The organism is Streptomyces sp. NPDC053431 (assembly GCF_044544925.1).
In the GTDB taxonomy this organism is placed as follows: domain Bacteria; phylum Actinomycetota; class Actinomycetes; order Streptomycetales; family Streptomycetaceae; genus Streptomyces.
In genome coordinates this window covers 49,825-71,165 of record NZ_JBITXX010000015.1, presented here as the reverse complement: position 1 = coordinate 71,165, position 21,341 = coordinate 49,825, and the positions used below count along the sequence as shown (strand labels likewise).

Sequence of the window (21,341 nt, the reverse complement as noted above, 5' to 3'; positions counted from 1 at the left end):
CATCTCTACGGTCGTTTTTCCACGGTCCCCGGGGGCGGAGAATCTCCGCTTCCCCACGATGGGAACCAGTCTCACTCACCGGACGGCCGATTCCGGCTTGGGTCCGGATCGTGAGACATGAATTCCATCACTCGACTATCGCATTACTCGACTATTTCGTCACCCGACGTCGAGACGCAGAAGATCTTCCTCCGTCTCGCGCCGCACGATGACCCGCGCCTCGCCGTCCCGCACGGCCACCACGGGCGGACGGAGCGCGTGGTTGTAGTTGCTCGCCATGGAGCGGCAGTACGCCCCGGTGGCCGGCACGGCGATCAGGTCGCCGGGCGCGACGTCGGCGGGCAGGAAGGCGTCGCGCACGATGATGTCGCCGCTCTCGCAGTGCTTGCCGACGACCCGGGACAGCATCGGCTCCGCGTCGCTCGTCCGCGAGACGAGCGCGACGCTGTACTCGGCGTCGTACAGGGCGGTGCGGATGTTGTCGGACATGCCGCCGTCCACGGACACGTACGTCCGCAGCCCCTCCAGGGGCTTGACGGTGCCCACCTCGTACAGCGTGAAGGCGGTCGGGCCGACGATGGCCCGCCCGGGCTCGACGGAGATCCGCGGCGTACGGAGCCCGGCGGCCTCGCACTCCCTCGTGACGATCTCGCTCAGCGCCTTGGCGATGTGGTGAGGCTCGCGCGGATCGTCGTCGGAGGTGTACGCGATCCCGAGCCCACCCCCCAGATCGATCTCCGGCAGCTCGACCCCGTGCTCGTCCCGCACCTCGGCGAGCAGCTGCACGACCCGCCGCGCGGAGACCTCGAAGCCGGCCATGTCGAAGATCTGCGACCCGATGTGCGAGTGGATCCCGATGAGCTCGAGACCGTCCAGCGAGAGCGCCCGCCGCACGGCCTCGGCGGCCTGCCCGCCGGCGAGCGCGATGCCGAACTTCTGGTCCTCGTGCGCGGTCGCGATGAACTCGTGCGTGTGCGCCTCGACGCCGACGGTCACCCGGATCTGCACCCGCTGCCGCTTCCCCAGCGCCTGCGCGACGTGCGCGACCCGGACGATCTCCTGGAAGGAGTCGAGCACGATCCGACCGACACCGGCGCCGACGGCCCGCTCGATCTCCTCGTTGCTCTTGTTGTTCCCGTGGAAGGCGATCCGCTCGGGCGGCATACCGGCGGAGAGCGCGGTGGACAGCTCGCCGCCGGAGCAGACGTCGAGGTTCAGCCCCTCCTCCTTCAGCCACCGCACGACGGCCCGCGACAGGAACGCCTTCCCCGCGTAGAACACGTCGGCGTCCTGGCCGAAGGCCTCGGCCCAGGCGCGGCAGCGGGCACGGAAGTCGTCCTCGTCGAGGAAGTAGGCGGGCGTGCCGAACCGCTCGCGCAGCTCGGTGACGCGGAGCCCGCCGACGGAGACGACGCCGTCGTCCTCGCGGGTGACCGTGCGGGCCCAGACCTTCGGGTCGAGACGGTTGAGGTCGGCGGGCGGGGCGGAGTAGTGCCCCTCGGGAAGGACGTCGGCGTGGCGGGGCCCGGCGGGGTGGGCGGAACGGCTCATGGTCTGCGTCTTTCAGATCTGGTCGGGAGCGCTGATGCCGAGCAGGGAGAGGCCACCGGCGAGCACCGCCCCGGCGGCTTCGGCGAGCGCGAGCCGGGAACGGTGGGCGGCCGAGGGTTTCTCGTCGCCGAGGGGCAGAACGGTGTGCTGGAACGCGAGAAGCGCGTCGGCGACGGCCTCCAGATGCCGCGCGACCCGATCGGGGGCGCGCAGGCGGGCGGCGGAGAGAAGAACGGCGGGGTGATCGCCGAGCAGGGCGACGAGCGGGCCGGCATCGACCCGCTCCTCGTACGCGGCCGAGAACCCGAGCTGCTCCGCGTTGCGGAGCAGCCGTCGGGCCCGCGCGTGGGCGTACCGCACCCGGAAGAGCGGATTGCGCTCGTGCTGAACGAGAAGCGGCGGGCCGGCCAGAACGTGGTCGTGCGCGGCGGGCCGAAGCAGAGCCCAGCGCCCGGCATCGTCCCCGAGCGCTTGGAGAGAGAAATCCGCGGGAGCGGCAAGCACTGCCATCCGCTCCCCTTCCGGACCGACGGCGGCATCGGCCCCCTGCGCCCGCAGCAGCCGCAGCACGGTCTCGGTGACCAGCGCGGCACGCACCTCGGTGGCGGGAAGGAGCCGGACGCGGGTGGCGGACAGGGCGTCGGAGTACCCGTAGCGCCCGCCGGCGTCGAGGACCTCCCGGACCAGCCGCCCGTCGCTGTCCCCGTCCAGGCTGAAGTTCAGAAAGCCGGGCCCGGTGATGTCGACGGCCCGGATACCCGGACACTCACGCAGCCGCTCCTTCAGAATCGCGGCGACATCGAGCGCCGACCGCCCGGCCGGCCGCGCGAGCCCGAGCGCGACACTGCTCGCGTAGTCCCCGACACCCCCGCCGCGAGGCCTCTCGACCTTGACGCGCGCGGGTACGTCGACCCGCAGCGCACCCTCGTCGACCGCACGGCGCACGGCGTGCAGCACGGTGAGGGAGAGGTCCGCGGGGGTCACAGGACCAGCCTAGGGGAGGAGGGGGGTCGGAACGCGAACCGGTTTCGGCATGTGGGCGGTGCCCGCGAAGAGCAACCGCCGACCCCTTCCCCCGTGGTGGTCCGCCAAGCGCTCGCCCGAGCGCTCGGTGAAGCGGCCCCTCAGGTGTTCCGCCGGGAACGCCACCACTGAGCACTCCGTGAAGCAGCCCCTCAGGTGTTCCGCCGAGGAACGCCCCCGGTGAAAGCGCCCCCACTGAGCGCTTGGTGAAGCGGCCCCTCAGGTGTTCCGCCGGGGAACGCCCCCACCGGCGGCACTCCCGGCCCCTGGCCTGCCGCCCTCCTGCCCCGGCACCTGGCGGCTCACCTTCTTGCCGCTCACCTTCTTGCGACTCCCCTGGCCGTCCACGCCGCGGTCCTCTGCGGGCGGCTCCTCACCGGCGTCCTGACCGGCGGCCCCGTCGCGGCGCCCGCGCCGCTCACGGTGCAGGAGCTGACGCACGACCCGCACGAGCTCGGCCGGCTCGAAGGGCTTGGCGAGGAACGCGTCGACTCCGACTCCCCCGCCGTCCGTCTCGTACTCGGTGCAGGCACTGATGATCGCCACGGGCACATGGCTGGTCCGCGGGTCGGACCGCAGCCGCGCGGCGGTCTTCAGCCCGTCCAGCCGGGGCATGACGACGTCGAGAGTGACGACATCAGGACAGACCTCATGCACCACATCCAGACACTCGGCACCATCGGCCGCGGTCACCACCTCGAACCCCTCGAGCTCGAGATTGACCCTGATCAGCTGGCGGATCACGCGGTTGTCATCGACGACCAGCACCCGCCCGGGCATGCCTGACACACCTCGAGAGTAGGTCTCGGGCTGAGGCTGCGTCCGGGTTTTGCCCACTTCCGACCCGTGCGAGCGAACACCCCCATGGTGACTCGACGGAAATACCTGTTCACAGGCACCCGCACAGAGCTGGTAGGGTTCTACCCGTCGCCGCCGAACGCGGCGGACGCCCCCGTAGCTCAGGGGATAGAGCAACGGCCTCCGGAGCCGTGTGCGCAGGTTCGAATCCTGCCGGGGGCACTTCGCAGGAAGTGCCAAAAGACCCCGCCATCAGCGGAAACGCTGAGGACGGGGTCTTGTTGTTTGTGCGGGACGAGAGTCGTCCGCAGTGCCGAGGGTCTCGAGCTGCTCCGGGTTCCTTACTTCTTGTGGCCGTTGCCGTGTCCGTCGGGATGCAGGACCACCTTGGTCCAGCCCTCGTCACGGGCGTCGAAGTGCTCGTAGGCGGTGGGGGCCTCGTCCAGGCCGAGTTCGTGGGAGACGACGAAGCTCGGCTTCGCCCTCTCGCCGGCGATCAGGTCCCGCAGCGCCCGGTTGTACTTCTTCACCGGCGCCTGTCCGGTCCCCATGTGCTGTCCCTTGAACCACATCATCCCGAAGTCGATCGGGACCTTGCCCTGGGCCTCCAGCTCACCCTGGGCTTCCGCGCCGCCGGGATCCTGGGGCAGGAACACGCCCACCACGCCGATGTCGCCGGTGAACCTGACCGAGTCGATCAGGCCGTTGAGCGTGAGGCTGGCGTCCTCGTGTCCCTGGGGGTCGTGCGCCTGGTAGCCGACGCATTCGCAGCCGTTGTCGGCGCCCAGACCGAGGGTGGCCTCCTTGACGACCTCCGACGGGTCCTGCTCGGCGGTGTTGATCGGGATGGCGCCGATCTCCTCCGCCTTGCGCAGCCGGTCGGGGTGGTGGTCCGCCGTCCACACGCGGCCGGCGCCCTTGAGGAGGGCGGAGTAGGTCGCCATCAGCCCGACGGGGCCGGCCCCGAAGACGATGGTCTGGTCGCCCGGCTTCACGTGGGCCATCTCGGTGGCGTGATAGCCGGTGGGGAAGATGTCGGCGAGCATCACGTAGTCGGTCTGCCGCTCGGCGGCGTCCTCGCCCAGACGCAGCGCGTTGAAGTCGCCGTAGGGCACGCGCAGCAGCTCCGCCTGGCCGCCCTGGTAGGGCCCCATGTCGGCGAATCCGTAGGCGGCTCCCGCGAGGGCGGGTTCCGGCTGCATGGTCAGGCAGTAGTTGGTCAGACCCTGCTCGCACTGCTTGCAGAAGCCGCAGGCGATGTTGAAGGGCAGGACCACGTACTCGCCGACCTGGACCTTGCGAACGGCCGAGCCGACCTCCACGACCTGGCCCATGTTCTCGTGTCCCATGGCGCGGCCGGACTCGAACGAGGTGCGGCCCTCGTACATGTGCAGGTCCGAACCGCAGATGTTGGTGGTGGTGATCTTGACGATGATGTCGCAGGGGTGTTCGATCTTCGCGTCCGGTACGTCCTTCACCGTGACCGTTCGCGGTCCTTCATATACCGCTGCTTTCATGATGACTTCCCTTGGTGTCGCGGCATGACCGCGGCACGGCGGTGATGAGACGGCGCCAAGAGCCTGACTCCCGGAAGTCGCTACGAAGGGGTGCGTGGCTCCGGCACGCCTCTACAGGCCGTCCACCCGGGTCAGATGGAACGGTGGTGCCCGCCACCGGCCCGGCAGGCGGAGCTTCGTCGCCCGGCGGCGTGCCGTGCGGGTGCCCGTCGGCCTCCGACGGGAAACAGCCGTTCCCCGATCGATCAGCGGCTTTCTTCGCATCCAGCCGGCCGCCGGGGGTGGAACGGCCCCCGGCCGCAGAGCGCCCCGCGGTCCCAGATCAGTCCCCGCTCCCCCACGGCAAGGGGAGTCCCTCCGATACCCTCCCAGGTGCTCCAGTCCCGTTCGTAGGATGCGGAGTACCGGCGCACAGTGGCCGTGAACCACGGAGGCGACACCCGCCAGGTCCTTCGCCATCGGTCGCGCTGAGGTCCGTACCGCGCGCTCCGGCCTTCACCGCCTGAGCAGCAGCTTCCTTCGCCGCTTCCTCGGCCTTGGCGTAACCATTGGACGACTCCCTGCGCGACTCGTCCGCCGTGGTTTGCGGCCTCCCGGCCGAAGCCGCTGTGACTTCCGCTCTGTAGGGTGCGGCACGGGCTTGGGCGGGATGGCTGCTGGAGGTGTGCCGTTGAGCGGTGCGGGGGCTGATCAGCGCGCTGCGGTGCGGCCGTGGCACGTCTTTGTGTTCGGTTCGTCGCTGGGATTGATCGCGCTCTTCGAACGAGTGCAGGGCTTCCGATCGGGCCGTCAATACGTGCTGTGCCACGAGTCGCCCGCCCTGAACCACCTCACGTTCGCGGCTGTCGCACTGGTGGGAGGCGCCTTCCTGGTGGCCGTGGTCGGCGCGGCGACATCGGCCGTGAGGGGCAGGCCCTCCCGCCGTCCGTTCCTTGTCGCTTGCATGGTGGCCGCCCTGGCCCTCGTGGTGGCAGCCGACAGAGTGGACGCCGGTGGCGAACAGCGGGCGGCGAAGATGACGGCGGAGCGGTTCAGTGAGCGCGCCTGCGACTACACGCCGCAGGTCTACTCGGTCACTCCCGGTTGGTTCTCCTGGTGATCAGCCCGGGAATCATGTGAACGCCCCGGGCCGTGGCACCCCTTCGGCCAGCGACAGACGGGGGAGGTCAGCACGGAGCCGGCGCCGTGGACCGGGTCACGCACCGGCCGTCACGCGGGCCCTCTCTCAGTGCGGTGTCGACGACGACGGAGGGACCGGCAGAGGGCTGATGCCCGGTTCGTAATGGGCGCGGAGGTAGATGCGGGTGCGGGTCGGGGAGTAGGCGTGGGCGTACAGGCGGACGCAGCGTTCGTCGGTCGTGTCGTACGTGTCGGCGGGCGTCTCGGGGGGCTTGGAGGCGTTCGTGCTCGGGCAAACGTAGCCGTAGCGCATGCCCGCCTTGAAGGTCTCCGGTTCCGGGAGGCCGAGGTGGGCGAAGTCGTGGGGCTTGGTGTCGGTCGCGGCCGAGGTGGGTTCCAGCCACCTGCCCTTCGGGGGGTTCTCCTTCAGGTACGCCTCGGCCTCGGACCTCGTCAGCGTGAAGGTGAGCAGGCCCGTGTCGAAGCGGGAGGTGATCTCGTACGCGGCCTTGGGCGACTGTGCCGTGGCCGGCACCGGGAGGTCCATCTGCCTGCTCATCCACTCCGGGGTGATGCCCTCGGCCCAGGTGGAGCCCGACGTCTGGCCGGACTCGCGGCCGCTGCCGTGGCTGGTGCGGCCGTCGCCGCCCGCGCCGCCGGCTTGAGCGCCGCATGCCGTCAGTGCGAGCGAGGCGGTCAGCACTCCGGCCGCGGCCCGTGCGACCAGGCGTCCACGGCCTGGGGAGCGGCCGGCGCCGGCGGTTCGGGGGGTGTGCGCGTGGAGGAGGTCGTTCATCGGACGACCCCCGTCCTCGGAGCCCCGGTCGTACGGCCCTGCTGCTGCTCTCGGCCGGGATTCATCCGTCCGTCCCTGCTCTCCTCGGGACCCGGAAGCGGGTCGTTGTTGGGCTCCGCGGAGCCCAGGTCGTAGTGCTGGACGCCGCTGCTGCCGGACATGTCGAACTCCTGGGCGAGTCCCACCCGGTGCAGCTTGGCCATCTGTCCGTCCGGGATCTTCATCGGACCGATCTCGACGCCCTTGCCCTCGTCCCAGTTGTAGCGGTCCCAGACGTTGGCCTGGTAATCGATGCCGATCTTGGGGTTGCCGTTGGCGTCCGGAACCGCCGTCACCACACCCGTGACGTTGGAGTTGGCTCCGCCCACCGCGAAGAACCAGTTCTCGTCGGTCTCCTTGGTGAAGTAGAAGCCCTCGGGCGCCTTCGCCTCGACCGGGAAGGCGACCGGCTTCCCACCGTTCTTCCGGAACTCCTCCAGGGCCTGCTTGCGCCAGTCGTCCTGGTTCATCCGGACGATGTCGTCGACGTACGTCCTGAAGGCGGGCACGTCGTTCATCATCTTGTCGACCGGCAGGTTCATGGGAGCGCCGCTGTTGTTCAGATAGTGCGCCATGTGCCGGGACGCGTCCGTCATGCCCTTCCAGTCCGCGCCCTCCGCCAGCAGCCTCATCTTCTGCTCGGTGGCCCACTCCTCGAAGCCCGGCGACTCGGAGCCGTGCTTCCCCGCTCCGGCGTCCGCCGCGATCTGCGGCATCGTCGGGCTGAGGATGCCCGCCGCCATCAGGTCGTCCTTGTGCGCCAGCCACAGCTGGGCCCGCGCCTCCGGGCTCAGGGACTCCCACAGGCGGCGCAGTTCCGCCCGCTGCTGCGGGTTCGCGTCCTTGCCCAGACCGGCCAGCTCGTTGGCGCGCGGCAGCTGCTCCTCGTCCAGGGACGTGTAGCGGGCGTGCCCCGCGTTCTGCGGGTCGTTGCCATGGCTCTTGCGGAGCGCCCGTGCGGCGGCCGCGTCCACCTCGGCGGCGTGCTGGACGATGCCGGTGAGCGTGTCCGCGTACCACTGGATGCGGTCCTTGGTGCGCTGGTCGGGGCCCTCCGGCGTGCACATCGCCTCGGAGACGCGGACCGTGCCGTTCGGGCCGTCGAAGACCAGGAGCCCGGGGTCGGGCGGCTGGTGGGACGGGTCTCCCTTGCTCGCCGACTCGGTGAGCGACCGCGCCTGCTTCTGGTACCGCGTGAGCTCGGCGTGGGCGTCCACGAGGACGCTCGCGATGCTCTCGGCCTCCATCTGGAGGTCGGCGAACTCCTTGGCCGTCTTCCCGACGAACTCTCGGGTCACCGTGGCATTGACCCCCTGCCAGCGGGCCGCGTCCGCCTTCCTGGTCAGTCCGTCCCGGACGTCGGTGGCCAGCTTCGCCAGGTCGCCGGCCATCGTCTTCCAGTCGGTCGCCGCGGTACCCAGCTTGGCGAGGTCCAGGGCCAGGAGATCCGAGTACGACAAGTCGCCCATGGTCACCCCTACTTGAAGTAGTCGTTCAGCGCCGACACGGACACGGGGCCGGTCCGGCCGCGCAGCTCGGCGGCGATCCTCTCGTCCTCCTGCGCGTGCAGCTTCTTGCTGTAGTCGAGGTGGTTCGAGATGTGCGCGCACGCCTGCAGGACGTGCTTCACCTGCGAGGTCCAGACCTCGACGGTCGTCGCCAGCTCCGAGCCCAGCTCCAGGTGGTGGCTCTTGAGCGCGGCGGCGGCCTGCATGGTGGACCCCGATCCGCTCTTGTCGGCGCCCGTCCCGGCGATGTCGGCCTTCTTCTTCAGCTCGCCGTGGAGGATGAACGCCTCGTGGCCCACGGCCCCCAGGTCGTCCTGGTGCACGACGAGATCCGCGTCTCCGCCGCCACCGCCACCGCCGCCGCCGCCGTCCGGCGCGAGCTGGTTCAGCCGTGTCTGCGCTTCGTGGCGCTCCTGCACCGCGGCCTTGGCCCGCTCCCATTCTTCCCAGGCCATACGCCCCCGTCCTTCCCCCCGTCGTCGCGTGCGGTGGACAGGACGATACGACCACGACCGGCTCGTCCGCGGCCCACCGCCCTCAGGACCCTAACAATTCCTCAACGGAGTTACCCCGTAGGGAAGTCGAGCACGGGGCGTTCCGCGGTTCCCGCGCCCGCCGACGAGCAGTGGGCCGGGCCCGACAGCGCAGAAGGGGCCGTGTCCGTCCGACGTGGACGGGCACGGCCCCCAGCGGCTGCGCCCATCCCCTTACGAGAAGGACGCCCCCCTGTGTTGCCAGGTACTGCGGGTACTGCGGGGTGCTGCATTGGTGCTACGAGGTGGTACCGCCAGGCACCGCGCGTCGCACCGGGGACTCCGGAGACGAGGCCTCCCTCGGTCGCCTGGGCGGCCTCGTCACCCGAATGTCCGCTCGGCGGGCGTTACTTGACGTTGATCGCCGTCCACGCGGTCGCGACCGCGTTGTACTCCGCGCTGCCCGCGCCGTACAGGTCGGAGGCCGCCGAGAGGGTGGCCGTGCGGGCGCCCGCATAGGAGGTGGACGAGGTCATGTAGGTCGAGAGGGCCTTGTACCAGATCTTGTAGGCCTTCTGGCGACCGATGCCCGTGACGGTGGAGCCGTCGTAGGTCGGGGAGTTGTAGGTGACACCGTTGACCGTCTTCGTGCCGCTGCCCTCGGACAGCAGGTAGAAGAAGTGGTTGGCCGGGCCCGAGGAGTAGTGGACGTTCAGGCGGCCGACCGACTTCGACCAGTAGTCGGCGGACTTGCCGTCCTTGCTCGGCTTGTCCATGTAACGGAGCGGCGTGCCGTTGCCGTTGATGTCGATCTTCTCGCCGATGAGGTAGTCGCCGGCGTCCGTGCTGTTGGCCGCGTAGAACTCGACCGAGGTGCCGAAGATGTCGGAGGTCGCCTCGTTCAGGCCGCCGGACTCGCCGCTGTAGCGGAGGTTGGCGGTGGAGGAGGTCAGGCCGTGGGACATCTCGTGGCCCGCCACGTCGAGGGACGTGAGCGGGTGGGTGTTGCTGATGCCGTCGCCGTACGTCATGCAGAAGCAGTTGTCGTCCCAGAAGGCGTTCACGTACGCGTTGCCGTAGTGGACGCGGGAGTACGCGGCGACACCGTCACCGCGGATGCCGTTGCGGCCCAGCTCGTTCTTGTAGAAGTCCCACGTGACGGCCGCGCCGTAGTGGGCGTCGGCGGCCGCCGTCTCGCGGTTGGAGGCGAGGCCGTTGCCCCACGTGTCGGTGGAGTTGGTGAAGAGCGTGCCCGTGCCGGACGTGCCGCCGTTCAGGTCGTACGTCTTGTGGCCACCGCGGGCGGTGTCCGTGAGGGTGTACGACGGGGCCGTGCCGAGGGTCACCTGGCCGCTGTACATCGTGTTGCCGACGCCGGTCTCGATGGCCTCGTAGGAGAAGAGCTCCTTGCCGCTGGTGGCGTCCGTGATGACGTGGCGGCGGCTCGGGGTGCCGTCGGCCTGGGTGCCGGTGACGACGGTCTCCCAGGCGAGGACCGGCTTGCCGGTGGCCGCCCAGATCACCTTGCGGGCCGAGGAGGCGGTCGCGGCCTTCGCGTCCGAGGAGGCGACGGCCGACTTGCCGACGGTGGCGGCCGCGAGGGCCGGGGTGGTGCTCGCCACGGATATGCGGGCCTCGGTGGCCTTGGTGGTGGAGCGGGCACCGTTCTTCTTCTGGTGCACGACGAGGTCGCCGCCGAGGACCGGCAGGCCCTCGTAGGTGCGCTCGTAGCGGGTGTGGACGGTGCCGTCCGCGTCCTTGACGACATCCCGGGCGACGAGCTTCTCCTGGCCGGAGAGGCCGATGGCCTTGGCGGTGCCGGCCGCTTCGGTCTGCGCCTCCTGGATGGCGGCGGCGCGCTGGCTGCCGGAGAGCACGAGCGCGGTGGCGCCCGCTTCGCGCTGGGCGTCGGCGTTGGCGGATCCGGTCTGGACTCCGACGACGACCATGGCGGCCGATGCGATGAGGGCGGCGGCTCGGGCGGTGGTACGGGGGGTACGGCGCGAGGACTGCTGGCGGGTCACGCGGGCTCCTTCGCTGTTACGCGTGGGGGATCTGTGTGGGGGGTGGTGCGGGAGCGAGAGTGCCAGTGAGCAGCCCTGATTGACAGGTATGCAACAAGGATTTGACCGACAGTTGTCCGAAGGGCGGCCAACTCCGTCCGCTATACGGGGAGCTGACCGCCTTGAGGGTCGTAGAGGGGTCCTATGGGGGTGGGGTAGGGGCGCCGATGAGGGTCCGAGCGCAGGGGTAGGGCATCGGATCCGACCCCTTCGCCCGACTTTGAGTGGTTAACGACCTTAAGTGGGTGGGTGGTTGGGTCTCACGCCCGTGCCGTGCCGCCCGTGCCGCCCGAAGCGGCCCCGTCGCCGCCGGCGCCCGCCGCCACGAGCGCGCTGACGTAGAGGTCGCGAACGGCCGGCGGCTCCGCGTCCGCGCGGGGGGACTTCAGAGCCACCGCGCCATGGTGGGCCGGGCCGCACGGGAGGTCGAACAGCGCCCAGCCGGCGGGGTGGCGGTTCGCGGACGACGCGCCCTCCGCCCGGCCGACCGCCTCGCCGCCCACGTAGTCCAGGTGCGGCGCGCGGCCCAGGCCCGTACCGAGGCCCTTCAGATACGCCTCCTTACGCGCCCAGATGCGCCCGAACGCGGCGGCCCGCGCCTCCCCGTCCCCCGCCGGCTCGATCCCCGTCGCCTCGGTCCCCGCCGCCTCGATCTCCGCCCGCTCCCCCGGATGCAGCACGGACAGCAGGTCCCGTACGGCCGCCGGCTCCGGGCGCCGCTCGACGTCCGCGCCGACCGGGACCGGCGCGGTCGCGATCAGGATCCGGCCGCGGGTGTGCGACAGGGAGAAGTGCAGCGGCGGTACGGGAGTCACGGCCAGCGCCGGGCGCCCGTGCGGCGCCTCGCAGCACGGGCAGGGCTCGCGGGTGAAGGTCAGGTCCTCGGGGCGTACGCCGAGGAGCTCGCCGAGTACGGTGCGCAGCGCGACGTGGGCCACGGTGTACAGGGCGCGGTCTTCGGCGCGGACGAAGGCGGCGGCACGCTCGCGCTCGCGCGCGTCGAGGACGGAGGTGTCCCGGACGGACGCGGCGAGCAGGGCGGCCACGTCGGCGGCGGGCGTCTCGTCGAGGTCCAGGAGCCAGACGTCGGCCTGCATCGTTCGGTGTCCTCCGGCTGGTCCGCGGTCTGCTCGCGGTGCTGGTCCACGGTCTCGCGCTGCTGGTCGCAGTGCCGCCCGCAGCGCTGCTCGCAGGACTGCGGGCAGCTCTGCTCGCGGTGCTGATCGCCGTGCTGGTCGCAGTGCCGATCGTCGTTCGTCAGGACTGTTCGCAGCGCTGCTCGTCACCGCCGCGGGCGGCCTCGACCGTACACGTGCGCCCGTGTCGCCGGGCTCGCGAGGTGACGTTCACGGCATCCGCGACCGACACCACCCGCCCGTCGTCACGCCGACCGCTTGCGCGGAGTCGCCTTCTTCGGCGGCTGGGACTTGGCCTGCTGCTTCTTCGCCGTCGGCTTCTGCTCCGTGGCCTTCTTCTCCGCCGTCTTCTTCGCGCTCGTCTTCTTGGCCGTCGACTTCGTTGCCGTCGACTTCGCGGGCGTGGTCCCGGTCGTCGTCGACTTCGCCGTTCTCGCCGTCGTCTTCCGGGCCGGCGCCGCCGTCTTCCTGGCGGCCGTCCGCGCCGTGGACTTCTTCGCGCCCGTCTCCTTCGGCATCGAGGCCGCCGTCTTCCTCCGGGGGCGAAGGTGTCTGACCTCCGCCTCCGCCGGCTCCTCGGCCTCCGCCGCTCCCGCCGCCTCCGCCGGCTCGCCACGGGCCTCCTTGGCCGCCCGCACGCTGCTCTCCAGGGCCGCCATCAGGTCGATGACCTGACCCCCGGGCGCCTGCGGCTCCGCCGGGGCGAGGCCCGCGCCGCCCTCCGCCTTCGCGGCGATCATCTCCTCGACGGCCTCGCGGTAGTCGTCGTGCAGGGTGCTGATGTCGACCTCGCCGAGGGTGGCCATCAGGGCGTCCGCCAGGTCGAGTTCGGCCTCCCGTACGGTCACCTGGGTCTCGGGCGCCACGCCCTCCGGCGCGCGGATCTCGTCCGGCCAGAGCAGTCCGTGCATGGCGATGACGTCGTCCACGACCCGCAGCATGCCGAGCCGCTCCCGCCCGCGCAGGGCGTACTTCGCCACGGCCACCCGGTCGCTGCGCTTCAGCGCCTCGCGCAGCAGGGTGTACGGCTTGGCGGCGGGCACGCCGTTGGCCGAGAGGTAGTAGGCGGCGTCCATCTGGAGGGGGTCGATCTCGCCGGCCGACACGAAGGCCACGATCTCGATCGTCTTCGCCGTCGGCAGCGGCAGGGCGGCCAGGTCCTCGTCGGTGATCGGGATCATGGTCCCGTCGGCGTCCTCGTACGCCTTGCCGATCTCCGCCTGGGTGACCTCCTCGCCGTCCAGCTCGCACACCTTCTTGTAGCGGATGCGCCCGCCGTCCTCGGCGTGGATCTGCCGGAACGAGACCGAGCGGCTCTCGGTGGCATTGACCAGCTTGATCGGGATGCTGACCAGCCCGAAGGAAATGGCACCGTTCCAGATGGATCGCACGATTCATCCCCTTTCGCTGGCAATGCCGGATTCGCGAGGTTCACACCAGATGTACCGGAATCATGGGATTCTCATCGTATGACGCCCATCACAGAGGTGGAGGGGCGGCGCCTTGCCCTCAGCAACCTGGACAAGATCCTCCACCCGGCCACCGGCACCACCAAGGGCGAGCTCCTGCACTACTACGCCACCGTCGGGGCCGCGATCCTGCCGCATCTGCGCGACCGCCCGGTGTCCTTCCTGCGGTATCCGGACGGCCCGGACGGGCAGCTCTTCTTCACCAAGAACCCGCCGCCCGGCACACCCGCCTGGGTGAACACCACCCCGGTGCCGCGCTCCGACGCCCCCGGCGCCCGGCAGGTGATGATCCAGGACCTGGCCTCGCTCATGTGGGCGGCGAACCTGGTCGTCGAGTTCCACACCCCCCAGTGGCGCGAGGACTCCCCCGCCGTCGCCGACCGACTGGTGTTCGACCTCGACCCGGGGCCGCCCGCGAACGTCGTCGAGTGCTGCCGGGTCGCCCTCCACCTGCGGGAACGTCTCGCGGCCGACGGTCTCACGGCGTACGCGAAGACCTCCGGCTCCAAGGGGCTGCACCTGCTCGTCCCGCTGGTCCCCGCCCCCTCCGAACAGGTCTCCGCCTACGCGCGCCGGCTCGCCGTCGAGGCGGAGGCCGAGCTGCCGCGGCTCGTCGTGCACCGGATGACGAAGGCCCTGCGGCCCGGCAAGGTCTTCGTCGACCACAGCCAGAACGCCGCCGCGAAGACCACGGCCACCCCGTACACCCTGCGGGCCCGCCGGCTGCCGACCGTCTCCGCACCGGTCACCTGGGAGGAGGTCGAGGAGACCGGCGAGGCGCGGCACGCGCACGATGCCGGCGCTCCCGGTCGGCTCGCCTTCCTCATGAACGACATCGCGCCCCGGCTGGAGGCGTACGGCGAGATGCTCGCCCCGCTCTTCGACCCGGACGCGGCGGGGGTCCTGCCATGACGCCGCCGCCGGCCGACCGGGGAGGCGGCCGGGGTGGCGGCCGGGGTGGCGGCCGAGGCGACGGCCGGGGAGGCGAGCGGGGTGGCGGGGGGAGCGACGACCGGCGCGACGGCCGGGGCGACGGCCGGGGCGACGGCCGGGGCGACGGCCGGGGCGACGGCCGAGGGAGCAGCCGGGGAGGCGGCCGGGGAAGCGGCCGGGGAAGCGGCCGAGGGAGCAGCCGGGGTAGCGGCGACGACTCCCGCCTCACCGAGGAATCCGACGACGTCGTCCTGCGGCCCCCCGTAGAGGTGATGCGGCCGAAGGCCGTCGACGAGCTCCCCCGGCAGGGCAGCGTCCCCGGCGGTCTCCAGTACTCCCTCAAGCTCGACGGCTTCCGCGCCCTCGCCTTCGTCCTCGACGGCGGCCAGGTCTTCCTCCAGTCCCGGAACCGGCGCGACCTTGCGCCCGAGTTCCCCGGCATCGCCGCGTACCTCGGGGGCGCCCTTTCACCTGGGATCGTCCTCGACGGCGAGCTCTGCGCGTACCGCGAGGGGCGGCTCAGCTTCACCGACCTGCTCCGCTCGCACCGGGAACGCGAACGGGCCGGGATCCCCGTCTCGTACATCGCCTTCGACCTGCTCGCCCTCCCCGGCCGCGACCTGCGCGGCCGCCCCCTCCACGAACGCTGGGATCTCCTCGGCGCCGCCCTCGACGGGACCGGTCCTCCGCTCCAGCGGGTGCTCGCCACCGACGACGAGGAGACCGCCCGCGAGTGGTTCGTCGCGCTGCGCGAGGCGGGGGTCGAGGGGGTGGTGGCGAAGTCCTGGAACTCCACGTACCGGCCGGGCCACACCTGGTCCTGGCGGAAGATCCGCCACGCGGACACCGAAGACGCCCTCCTCGTAGGGGTGTTCGGGCCGCCCGACCGCCCGCACGCCGTGCTCGTACGACTGCCGGACGGGCGCACCCTGCGGACCGCGCCACGGCTGACCGGACCGCAGGCCCGCGAGGTCGCCGAGCTGGCGGCGGGCCGGCTCGACGCCGCCCCGGTGAACGACCCGGAGCACGGACCCGTCCGACCGCTCACCGATCCGCTGCCCGTGGAGCTCCGGCTGATCCGGGGCCGCCAGGACGTCGCGCGGTTCGTTCGCGTACGGGACGAGGTCGACGGCCTGACGGAGGACGGTCCGGCGGGCGACGGGGCGGCCTGACACGCCGGTCCTCGGCCCAGCCCCGCTCCCTCACCACCTCCCTCCTCGCCCCTCCCCTTACACCGCCCCACCCCCTCCCCGTACGCGAACGCGCCCCTCGGCCGGATTCCGACTCCCCCTCCCCTCCGCTCCGTTCAGGACAAACTCCCTGTGTGCCCGCAGCGGGGGCCCCACCCCGCGCTCCGGCGCACAAGTGCGCATGTCCGCCGTGCGCGCGCGGTGGTGCGGGCCGGCCGGAGGGGCGTCGCGGAGGCCCTGGAGCGGTGGGGCGAGGGCCGGCCGGGGCCCCCGGCGGACCTGCGCGTGGCGCAAAGCGAGCGCCCGCGCGGGGGTTTCGCGGTCGCGTCCGGCAGGCGGGTCCTTGTTGTCCTTGCGCTGGTGCACACTTGCTGCCTGGTACAGCGCTCACGGGGAAGGCGGCCTGGCATGCTGACGGGGATCGAGGAGGTCGACTGGGCCTCGTTGGGGCATGCGTACGGCCCCGCGGACGACGTTCCGGAGCTGTTGCGGGGACTCGCCTCCGACGACCCCACAGAGCGGGAGAACGCCCTCGACGGCATGTACGGCGCGGTGCACCACCAGGGCGACGTGTACGACTCGACGCTCGCCTGCATCCCCTTCCTCCTCGAACTCGTCGCCGACCCCACGGTCCAGGACCGGGGCGGCATCGTCGAGTTACTCACCAGCATCGGCGGCATCGACCTGTGCGGCGACGAGGAGCTGGACGAACTCGACCCGGAGGACGAGGAGTTCATTCCGGCGGCGAACTACGCCATGGCCGCCGCGGCGGTCGCGGCCGGTGCCGACGTCTTCTTCGACCTGGTCGACGACCCCGACCCCGAGGTACGGCTCGCGGCGCCCTGCGCACTGGCCTCCCTCCACTACGAACCGGCGCGGGTGCTCGACCTGCTGCGGGAACGGCTCACGGTCGAGCGTGACACCGAGGTGCGGCTGGCCCTGGTCGCCGCCGTGGGCCGGATCGCGCTACGGCACGAGTCGCTGCGCGCCCAGACCGTGGACTGGCTGGACTGGCTGTCCCGCGCGGCGCAGGCGCCGGGGCTCCGGCTCGCGGCCCTCGCCCAGCTCGCCCGGTGCGCGCCGGCGGCGATCCCGAGGGACGTGGTGGAGCGGGTGACCGACCTGCTCGACGAGGTGCGCACCGCGCCGCCCGACCGGCCGGCCGAGACCCCGAGAGCGGCCTGCCCGACCCTGATCGGACAGGTCCGCGAGCTCCTGGAGGAGCACTCGGCGGGCCGGCCGACCCCCTGGACGGAGGAACTGCTCCGCACGCTGCACGCCGCGCTCGACGACCGGGTCGAGGAGCGCACCGCGCTGATCCTGGCCCAGCTGCGCAGCCCCGACTGGGGGCAGCGCTCGGACGCGATCTGGTTGTGCGGTGGCCTGATACGGGTGTGGCGCGGGCGGTACGAGGAGGTCGTGCGCCTCGTCGGGGCGCAGCTGAGCGACCCCGAGCCCCGGCTGCGTGAGGCGGCCACGTCGTTCCTGGAGCGGCTCTTCGAGCTGGCCGGGCCCGCCGCGGACGCGCTCGCCGTACGGCTGGCCACGTCGCCGGGCGGGCCGCTCGGGCTCCCGGGCCCGGGCGCGCGGGCCGGCCGGGGCGGCGCCCTGCTCGCACTGGCGCGCTCGGGCGACGCCCGGGCGATCCCGTTGCTGGCGCGGGCGCTGGAGGAGGAGCGCGAGGTCCGGCGGGAGCTGCTGTACGCCGTGGACGCGCTCGGGCCGGCCGCGCTGCCGCTCGCGCCGTTGCTGCGGCGCAGGCTCGCGGAGGTGGAGCTCGACGACCTGCTGTACGACCGGGCGGCGCCGCTGCTCTTCGCCCTGACGGCCGTCCGGGGCGCCCAGGCGCTGCCCGAGGTGCTGCGGGTGCTGCGCGGGGCGCCGGCCAACCGGCAGGACTGGGTGCGGGAGGCGTGTCTGCGGACGCTCGCCGCGTTCGGGCCGGTGGCCCGGGAGGCGCTGCCGGACGTGCGGCGGCTGCTCGGCTCGGACTCGGCGGCCGTCTCCTCGATGGCGGCGCGGGCGGTGTGGTCGCTGGACGGTTCGCTCGCGGAGGCCCTCGGTGCCCTTGAGCGGTGGCTGCGGCCGGGCACGACGGGCGCCGAGTGGTGCGCGGCGGCGCAGGCGCTGGGCGCGATCGGCCCGGCGGCCGCGGAGACGGCTCCCGCCCTGCGGGCGGGCCTCGGGGCCCGTGACCTGTGGGTGCGGTTGCGATCAGCGGCGGCGCTGTGGCGGGTCTCCGGGGAGACCGAGCGGGTGCTTCCGGTGCTGCTCGCGGCCTGGGAGGAGAACCGGCACGCCCGGCTGGCGGTGGCGGAGTGCCTCGCGGAGATGGGCCCGGCGGCGGCCGCGGCGGAGCCCGCGATCCGCGCGGAGCTGGCCCGTGCCCGTCGCCACAACGCCCGCGAGGACGGCGCCGGCTCGCACGACGTCCACGACGACGAGAAGCTCCTCACCCTGTGCCGGGCGGCGTTGTCGCAGATGGAGCGGCGGGGGGTGTGACGGGAGCGGGGGGCGGCGGGGCGGGTCCGGCTCCGGCTTCCGCTCCGGCCTCCGCTCCGGCTTCCGCTCCGGCCTCGCTCCGGCTTCCGCTCCAGATTCCGCTCCGGCCTCCGCTCCAGATTCCGCTCCGGCTTCTGTCGTCCCGCCTCCGGCTCACCGTTACAGAACCGCAAAGTGGGACATTTAGCTTCGTATCCGGTCAGCAGTCGCCGCCGGATCGGAGCCCGCACCCATGAGCCGCACCGCCACCCCTCCGCATTCCCGCCCTCACCCCCACCCACGCCGGCCCCGCCCCCGCCCCCGCCCCCGCGGCCGCCGCGGCCGACACGGCCTCCTCGCCGGCAGCGCCCTCACCCTTGCCGTCGGGGGCGGACTCCTGGGATGCGCCGGGGCCGGTGCGGCCGGTTCGGCGGCGACCCTGGTGCCGGACGTCCGCGTGCCGCACGTATCCTCGGCTCCCGCGGCACACCGGGTGGCCGCGCAGCCGATGGCGGCCGCCGAACCGACGCGGCTGATCATCCGTTCGGCGGGCGTGGACGCCGGGCCCGTGCTGCCGCTCGGGCTCGACGCGGATCAGGAGCTCCAGGTGCCGTCGGTCGGCCAGGCGGAGCAGCCGGGCTGGTACACGGGCAGCGTGACGCCGGGCGAGCGCGGGGCGGCGGTGATGGTCGCGCACCACGACACGGAGCGCGGGCCCGCGCTGCTGCGGAACGTGGCGAGGATGAAGGCCGGGGACGTGATCGAGGTGGGCCGGGCGGACGGTACGACGGCCCGGTTCGCGGTGCGCGAGATAGAACAGGTGGACAAAAAGGACTTCCCTACGAATAAGGTCTACGGGAGAACCGACCGTCCCGAGCTTCGCCTCATCACCTGCGGCGGCCCCGTCCGGGACGGTCACCGCACCGACAACATCATCGTCTTCGCCGACCTGGTGAAGCGGTAGACGACTCAGCAGAACCCCAGGGCTCGACGGACCGAGGGACTACAGAGCTGAAAAGCTCGAAGGGCTGAAGAGCTCAGAGGGCTCGGAGGGCTGATGAGCTCGAAGGGCTCGAAGGGCTCGAAGGGCTAAGGAGGAGAGTGAGAGCGCGCCTCGTGCAGCTCGTCGTGACCGCGGCCGTGCCGGTCGCGGTGCTCGGCGTGCTCGCGCTCGTCCTCACCGGCTGCGGCGGCCAGGGCGGTTTGCAGAGCGCCGGCCGTACCCCGAACGCCGTGGGCCCCGTCCGGCTCTGGCCCGACCTGCCACCCGCCACCAATCCGCCGATCGACTACGGCGAGACCGACACCGAGCGGATCGCCGGAATCGAGGTCCCGGACAACGACGTGCACAGGATCGACCCGCTGGCGGTCGTCCAGGCGGAGGTCCGCGCCCACGCCGACGCGCGCTCCGGCGCGGACGGCCTGTACGAGGAGACCGCACGGGCGATCGAGGCGTGCGGCACGGACCGCTCCCGGTGCCCGGTGCTCGCCCCGTACTACCGCGACCTCACCGGCAACGGGCGCGACGAGCTGATCGTCGGCATCCGGATGCCGGACCAGCAGCTCGGCGTGCGGGTCTATCTCGCCGAGAACGGCGGCCTGACCCGGATCATGTCGACCGTCGACCAGGTGATCAGCGTCGAGCTGGCCGGCCGGGACCTGATCATGCGGGTCAGCTCTGCCGGGATCCCCGGCTACGAGTACCGCACCGCCTGGTCGTGGGACGAGCAGCAGCGTTCGATGCTGCCGGCCCGCGACGAGATCGTCCGGGTGAAGCCGCCCGGCACGGGCGCCACGCTCGTACCGGCCCCCGCGTTCGTCAGCCCCACCCCCGCCCCGGCCCCTTCGGGCAGCCCGACCCCGCTCCCGGTCCCCGCGCCCGTGGCGCCCGAGGTCGGGCCGTGAGGCGGCCGCGCCTGCCGGCGTGGACCGCGACCCTCACCTGGAAGGCCGCGGTCTTCATCACCGTCATGTGCTGCGCACTGGCGGCGCTGCTCGGCGTCCTCGTGCACGTCTCGGTGGCCGGCCAGACGGTGAAGGACTCCCGTGACAAGGCGCTGACCCGGCTCGGCGAGGTGGGCCGGCTGTACGAGTCGGGCGAGCCGCTCCCCCGGTTCGCCGGGGTGGACCCGCCCGGCCTGCCCGCGTCGCTGCGGACGCTCGCGCTGCGCGGCGAGAGCGGCACGATGGTGAACGAGTACGAGGGCCGCCCGACCATGTGGGCGGCGGGTCCGGCGGACGGCCGGGCGCTGGCGGTCAGGGTCGACTACACACAGAGCGCCGCCACCATCGAGGGTCTCGACCGTTCGATCCTCGGCTCCTCCGTCCTCGCCATCGGGGCGACGCTGCTCGTCGGCGCCTTCGCCGTCACCCGGATCACCCGGCGGCTGCACGCGACCGCGCAGGTGGCGCGGCGGATCAGCGCCGGCGACCTGGACGCGCGTGTCAACGATCCCCGTACGAGGGACCCTTCGCGACCCCAGGACGAGGTGGCCACGGTCTCCGGGGCACTCGACACCATGGCCTCCTCGCTGCAGCGCAAGCTGCAGACCGAGCAGCGGTTCACGGCGGACGTGGCGCACGAGCTGCGCACTCCGCTGACCGGCCTGTCCGCCGCGGCCGAACTGCTGCCCGAGGGGCGGCCGTCGGAGCTCGTACGGGACCGGGTCAGGGCGATGCGGGGGCTGACGGAGGACCTGCTGGAGATCTCGCGGCTCGACGCCGGCACCGAGAGGGTCGACCTGGACGTGCACGACCTGGCGCCGCTGGCCGAGCGGGTGGTACGCGCCTCGGCCGCCGCCTCGGGCGCGCGCACGGAGACGCGGGTGGTGCGGGACGCGGCGGTCGAGACCGACAAGCGGCGCCTGGAGCGGGTGCTCGGCAACCTGGTGGCCAACGCGCACAAGCACGGCGCCCCGCCGGTGGTCCTGACGGTGGACGGCCCGGTGGTGACGGTCCGGGACCACGGCGCGGGCTTTCCCGACTACCTGCTGGCGTCCGGGCCGCAGCGGTTCCGCACGGAGAGCGGCGGCAAGGGGCACGGGCTCGGCCTGACGATCGCGGTGGGCCAGGCCGAGGTGATCGGCGCGGAGCTGGTCTTCGCCAACGCGCCCGCAGAGGAGGGCGGCGGGGCGGTGGCGCGCCTGACGCTTCCGGAGTACGTACGGCTGGCGGACCCGGCTCCTCCCCCTCGCGCGGACGCGGACGCGGAGGAGCCGGAGTCGAGGGAGCCCTGACGGCGCACC

Annotated in this window: 16 protein-coding genes, 1 tRNA gene and 1 pseudogene; 8 read left to right on the top strand and 10 right to left on the bottom strand. The window is 72.3% G+C overall.

Translation table 11 applies throughout. The features are described from left to right. Positions 1 to 159 precede the first annotated feature (159 nt). From lysA to ACIGXE_RS28840, 3 genes and pseudogenes are all read right to left on the bottom strand, one after another. Positions 160 to 1,551, bottom strand: coding sequence for a diaminopimelate decarboxylase (gene lysA / locus ACIGXE_RS28850; protein WP_399751815.1), 1,392 nt, complete (start codon positions 1,549 to 1,551; stop codon positions 160 to 162). Between the two features lie 12 nt (positions 1,552 to 1,563). Then, positions 1,564 to 2,535, bottom strand: a complete 972-nt coding sequence (gene nrtL, locus ACIGXE_RS28845; RefSeq protein WP_399751813.1) for an ArgS-related anticodon-binding protein NrtL — start codon at positions 2,533 to 2,535, stop codon at positions 1,564 to 1,566. Between the two features lie 423 nt (positions 2,536 to 2,958). Next, positions 2,959 to 3,354 (bottom strand): annotated as a pseudogene (locus ACIGXE_RS28840) (response regulator); the annotation flags it as partial. Between the two features lie 168 nt (positions 3,355 to 3,522). Here ACIGXE_RS28840 and ACIGXE_RS28835 point away from each other — a divergent pair. After that, positions 3,523 to 3,594: transfer RNA gene (locus tag ACIGXE_RS28835), tRNA-Arg, on the top strand. Between the two features lie 119 nt (positions 3,595 to 3,713). On the opposite strand, the gene ACIGXE_RS28830 is transcribed toward ACIGXE_RS28835, so the two are convergent. Continuing rightward, on the bottom strand, positions 3,714 to 4,889 hold the full coding sequence (locus ACIGXE_RS28830; protein WP_399751811.1) for a glutathione-independent formaldehyde dehydrogenase: 1,176 nt from the start codon (positions 4,887 to 4,889) through the stop codon (positions 3,714 to 3,716). Between the two features lie 670 nt (positions 4,890 to 5,559). Between ACIGXE_RS28830 and ACIGXE_RS28825 the strand changes: the two genes are divergently transcribed. After that, positions 5,560 to 5,988 (top strand): hypothetical protein, encoded by a 429-nt coding sequence (locus ACIGXE_RS28825; RefSeq protein ID WP_399751810.1) that lies wholly within the window; start codon positions 5,560 to 5,562, stop codon positions 5,986 to 5,988. A gap of 126 nt (positions 5,989 to 6,114) precedes the next feature. Here the strand turns inward: ACIGXE_RS28825 and ACIGXE_RS28820 are convergent, their stop codons facing one another. The 6 genes from ACIGXE_RS28820 to ACIGXE_RS28795 form a co-directional block, all read right to left on the bottom strand. Further along, a complete protein-coding gene (locus tag ACIGXE_RS28820; protein WP_399751809.1) occupies positions 6,115 to 6,804 on the bottom strand; it encodes a hypothetical protein in 690 nt (229 codons plus the stop codon). Continuing rightward, positions 6,801 to 8,312 (bottom strand): hypothetical protein, encoded by a 1,512-nt coding sequence (locus ACIGXE_RS28815; RefSeq protein WP_399751808.1) that lies wholly within the window; start codon positions 8,310 to 8,312, stop codon positions 6,801 to 6,803. The genes ACIGXE_RS28820 and ACIGXE_RS28815 overlap by 4 nt, the downstream gene beginning before the upstream one ends. Before the next feature lie 8 nt (positions 8,313 to 8,320). Beyond that, a complete protein-coding gene (locus ACIGXE_RS28810; RefSeq protein ID WP_399751806.1) occupies positions 8,321 to 8,806 on the bottom strand; it encodes a hypothetical protein in 486 nt (161 codons plus the stop codon). A 425-nt stretch (positions 8,807 to 9,231) separates the two neighbouring features. Continuing rightward, on the bottom strand, positions 9,232 to 10,848 hold the full coding sequence (locus tag ACIGXE_RS28805) for a M4 family metallopeptidase (RefSeq protein ID WP_399751805.1): 1,617 nt from the start codon (positions 10,846 to 10,848) through the stop codon (positions 9,232 to 9,234). Between the two features lie 299 nt (positions 10,849 to 11,147). Further along, entirely contained in the window at positions 11,148 to 11,984 is an 837-nt protein-coding gene (locus ACIGXE_RS28800; RefSeq protein ID WP_399751804.1) for a 4'-phosphopantetheinyl transferase family protein, read from the bottom strand. Positions 11,985 to 12,268: 284 nt separating this feature from the next. Then, entirely contained in the window at positions 12,269 to 13,414 is a 1,146-nt protein-coding gene (locus ACIGXE_RS28795; protein ID WP_399751803.1) for a Ku protein, read from the bottom strand. A gap of 78 nt (positions 13,415 to 13,492) precedes the next feature. Between ACIGXE_RS28795 and ligD the strand changes: the two genes are divergently transcribed. The 6 genes from ligD to ACIGXE_RS28765 all read left to right on the top strand — a co-directional run bounded on the left by ligD (position 13,493) and on the right by ACIGXE_RS28765 (position 21,332). Then, positions 13,493 to 14,404 (top strand): non-homologous end-joining DNA ligase, encoded by a 912-nt coding sequence (gene ligD, locus ACIGXE_RS28790; RefSeq protein WP_399751802.1) that lies wholly within the window; start codon positions 13,493 to 13,495, stop codon positions 14,402 to 14,404. Between the two features lie 293 nt (positions 14,405 to 14,697). Next, positions 14,698 to 15,597, top strand: coding sequence for a DNA ligase (locus tag ACIGXE_RS28785; protein ID WP_399751801.1), 900 nt, complete (start codon positions 14,698 to 14,700; stop codon positions 15,595 to 15,597). A gap of 426 nt (positions 15,598 to 16,023) precedes the next feature. Further along, on the top strand, positions 16,024 to 18,117 hold the full coding sequence (locus ACIGXE_RS28780) for a HEAT repeat domain-containing protein (protein WP_399751800.1): 2,094 nt from the start codon (positions 16,024 to 16,026) through the stop codon (positions 18,115 to 18,117). Positions 18,118 to 18,553: 436 nt separating this feature from the next. Next, the gene (locus tag ACIGXE_RS28775) at positions 18,554 to 19,060 is read left to right on the top strand and encodes a class F sortase (RefSeq protein ID WP_399751799.1); all 507 of its coding nucleotides are present in this window, start codon (positions 18,554 to 18,556) and stop codon (positions 19,058 to 19,060) included. Positions 19,061 to 19,197: 137 nt separating this feature from the next. Then, positions 19,198 to 20,001: a hypothetical protein gene (locus ACIGXE_RS28770; protein WP_399751798.1), complete on the top strand. Its 804-nt coding sequence runs from the start codon at positions 19,198 to 19,200 to the stop codon at positions 19,999 to 20,001. Then, positions 19,998 to 21,332, top strand: a complete 1,335-nt coding sequence (locus ACIGXE_RS28765; protein ID WP_399751797.1) for an ATP-binding protein — start codon at positions 19,998 to 20,000, stop codon at positions 21,330 to 21,332. Before ACIGXE_RS28770 ends, ACIGXE_RS28765 begins: the two co-directional genes overlap by 4 nt. Positions 21,333 to 21,341 lie beyond the last annotated feature (9 nt).